At 64.0% G+C, this 3001-nt stretch carries 5 protein-coding genes; 2 read left to right on the top strand and 3 right to left on the bottom strand.

The window, feature by feature from the left end; all coding sequences use genetic code 11:
• Nucleotides 1–131: 131 nt before the first annotated feature.
• Nucleotides 132–950 carry an IS5 family transposase gene (locus ACS5PV_RS32680; protein ID WP_455399471.1) on the bottom strand — a complete coding sequence of 273 codons (819 nt, stop codon included), beginning with the start codon at nucleotides 948–950 and terminating at the stop codon, nucleotides 132–134.
• Here ACS5PV_RS32680 and ACS5PV_RS32675 point away from each other — a divergent pair.
• Nucleotides 896–1357: a helicase-related protein gene (locus ACS5PV_RS32675; RefSeq protein ID WP_455399470.1), complete on the top strand. Its 462-nt coding sequence runs from the start codon at nucleotides 896–898 to the stop codon at nucleotides 1355–1357. The genes ACS5PV_RS32680 and ACS5PV_RS32675 overlap by 55 nt on opposite strands.
• A gap of 128 nt (nucleotides 1358–1485) precedes the next feature.
• Here the strand turns inward: ACS5PV_RS32675 and ACS5PV_RS32670 are convergent, their stop codons facing one another.
• A complete protein-coding gene (locus ACS5PV_RS32670) occupies nucleotides 1486–1821 on the bottom strand; it encodes a hypothetical protein (protein ID WP_455399469.1) in 336 nt (111 codons plus the stop codon).
• Between the two features lie 132 nt (nucleotides 1822–1953).
• On the bottom strand, nucleotides 1954–2187 hold the full coding sequence (locus tag ACS5PV_RS32665) for a hypothetical protein (protein WP_455399468.1): 234 nt from the start codon (nucleotides 2185–2187) through the stop codon (nucleotides 1954–1956).
• A 185-nt stretch (nucleotides 2188–2372) separates the two neighbouring features.
• Here ACS5PV_RS32665 and ACS5PV_RS32660 point away from each other — a divergent pair, with 185 nt between their 5' ends.
• Entirely contained in the window at nucleotides 2373–2924 is a 552-nt protein-coding gene (locus ACS5PV_RS32660; protein ID WP_455399467.1) for a hypothetical protein, read from the top strand.
• The last annotated feature ends 77 nt before the right edge of the window (nucleotides 2925–3001 follow it).

Genomic DNA, 3001 nt, shown 5'->3' with positions numbered 1-3001 from the left:
GAGGCGGGTGCGGCGGCAGAAGGGGGGCGATCGCAGCCCAGAGATCGTCAGGGAGAAGCGGGCGAGCCATACCACCCCAACGCCCAACCGACCCAATCGTGCCGTTCTGTTAGGCGCTCTAAGACCCCGTTTCATAAGGCTCGTGCGAGACGCCTGACGAGAACCATGGCGGCTGCGAGCACGAAGAAGGCGAGCGCGGAGGAGACGGTGGCCTCGTGATCGCGCGCCAGCCTGCGGCAGCGGCTGATCCAGCCCAGGGCGCGCTCGATTACCCAGCGTCTCGGCTGCACCGCAAAACCTGTCTGCCCGTCCTCGGGCTCGACGATCTCGACGGTGATGGTGGTGGACGTGCCGACCCGCTCACCCCGATAGGCGCGATCGGCAAAGCAGTGGGCGAGGAACGGCCAGAGTTGGCGCGAGGCCCGCAGGAGCGCGACACCACCGTGGCTGTCATGCAAGTCGGCGGGCGAGACCGCGGCCATCAGCAGGCGGCCGTCGGTGTCTGTCAGCGCATGGCGCTTGCGGCCGACGACGCGCTTGGCGGCATCGTAGCCGCGCACGCCCTTGACCCCGACGCCACCCGAGCGCGCGGCCTGCGCATCCAGGATCGCCCCCGTCGGTCCGGCCTCGCGCCCGACCCGCTCGCGATCAGCCAGGGTCAGGGCATGGGCCAGCCGCTCAAACACGCCGGCCTCGGCCCAGCGCAGGAACCAGCGGTACACCGTTCCCCAGGGTGGGAAGTCGAGCGGCAGGTGGCGCCAGGCGCAGCCGGTGCGCAGGACGTAGAGGATGCCGTCGAGGACGGCGCGCTGCGACCAGAGCCACGGGCGGCCAGTCCGGGCCGGGGCGGGCAGCAGCGGCGCGAGCACGGCCCATTCGGCGTCGCTCAGGCAGGTTGCATACGGCAGGGTTTCGCGCGCAAGCTCGGCACGGGCGGCGGGCGTCCACATCGGGTCTCTCGGGTGAGCGTCAGACACTCCCCCAACACCCGCGACGCCTGCCGCTCACCCAATGCCCAAGCTTGCACACTCGTTCTGAAACGGGGTCTGAGACCCGCGAACGTGCGCTCGTCTTCGTCGAGCATCGGCGCATGCAGTACCGGTTGATCGAGCTCGCCCGCGCGCGGTTTGGTCTGACCCGCATCGATCTGATCAACGGCGACACGCCGATCACGCAACGCCAGGCGATCGTCAACCGGTTTCAGCGAAAATCTGCAGAAGAGGAGGCCTTCAACTTCCTCGTCCTTGGTCCAAAGGCGGCGGGCACAGGGCTACAGCTTGAACTCGATCGCGTCGCGTTCAGACGGGCAGGTCACGTACCAGCGGGCGTCGTCCTCCGCCGAGGTGATCGGTTCTAGATACCCTTGCCACTGCGGCCGGTCGAACAGCCAAACCAGCACCTCGTCGAAGTGGTCACTGTACATAATGCGGCTGACCCACTCGTCCGTGACAGCCAGCAGCACGGTCGTGCGGATAGAGGGCGAAGTCACACGAGCACCGGATCAAAGCCCATCAGTTCGCGGTCGCGCGTGTTACACCCCACCAGCCACGCCTGGAACTCGTCCATGGTGTTGATGTCGCGCATCGGGGTGATCCGCGTCATCTTCTCAATACGGTCGTGCCAGATGTAGACGAAGGGGTGCTTCTCGATCCGCTGAAGCGAGACCGAGAACCGATCAGCCTCGTCCACGAGACGTAGACGACGCGGCTCGTCCCCATCAGCGGTGGCACCGTCGATCGCGTACATCGTCTCGATCAGTTCACACGCGACCACGAAGCCGAGATCCATCACCGCGTGGAAGAAGTATTCGCCACCCTCCAATCAGGTCACGGGTGTGTTCGGCCGTCTTATTGGCCTTCCGCTTCGAGACCGGAGCGGTGCGAACGACGTTGAGCCGATCGCTGACGTGGACCACGACAGCGCCGGGCGCCGTCTTGAGGCTTCTGAAGGTGCTCACGACCGCACCTCGTGCTGCTCGACCTTCGCGGTCTTGCCGTGATCGTCCTCGACGAGTTCGCTGATCTCGTCGGCGTCCATCACGTCGAGATCGTCCTTGTCGTAGTGGTACTCACCCTCGACCATGTCGCGCAGAGCCTGGGTGACACCTTCGAGCGTTGCGTGGACCGACATCTCGATCATACCGCACCCCTCGCCATCCTCGATGGCGTCGATGAAAACCGTCGTCATGTAAAATACTTAACTGATGAATCAGCGCCCCGGCAAATGCACCGGCTGGCGACGAACAACCCATACGAGGTTCAAGCCGATCCGTCTAATTAATTTTGACGCTCGACCGACGTGCATGGTTTGATGCCCTAGTCCCGAAATGGGGACCAGCCCTTTTCGGGCTCGGATTCATTTAGAGAAGCACTTTGACTCATAATAGCCTCACCCAGCAAGTCCGGCCTGCCGGGGTCAACACCTTTGACTGGCGCCAGCAGGCAGTTGACGAACTGATTCGGTTCCTCAACCAAACCCTGATTCAGGGACCGGAGATTCCCGACACGAACTTCATCGCCAAGGATCTCGACGGACAGGACGACCAGAAGGTGCGCGCCTGGGTCAAGCAGAACACCACCCGTCTCGGCTGGACCGTCAAGGATTACGAGAAGGCCCTGCGCTACGAACGCATCCGCAAGGATCTCGGCGCCGTGCCCCACAACGCCACCGAACTCGTCGAGGCCCTCGTCCAGCGCGACAAGATGAGCGTGCTCTACAACGGCCCCATCCTCAACGACAAGGTGCCGGTGCTGGATCGCGAAGGCGTCAGCGACGGCCTGACCATGGAACTGCTGGAGGAAGAAGCGTTCTTCCAGAACCCGAAGGACGAGAACGTCGAAGAGTTCTGCCGCAACCTCCGACTGATCGCCGACACCCATGTAGCCGCCGATGTGAAACTGACCCAGTCGCCGATTGAATCCTGACCCAGGCCGTAGGCTGGGCTCCTTCTGCGGGAGGAGGCCCGGATGGTGGGTGAGGAGGCAGCGTTGGAGATCCGGGT

This window comes from Methylobacterium sp. Gmos1 (assembly GCF_053764715.1).
Note: the sequence above shows the minus strand (reverse complement) of the source record. Positions and strands in the feature narration are given on the sequence as shown.

Bases quoted from the DNA above. Each gene is read 5' to 3' on its own strand.
- ACS5PV_RS32665 (WP_455399468.1), bottom strand. From the start codon at position 2,187: ATGACGACGGTTTTCATCGACGCCATCGAGGATGGCGAGGGGTGCGGT.
- ACS5PV_RS32680 (WP_455399471.1), bottom strand. From the start codon at position 950: ATGTGGACGCCCGCCGCCCGTGCCGAGCTTGCGCGCGAAACCCTGCCG.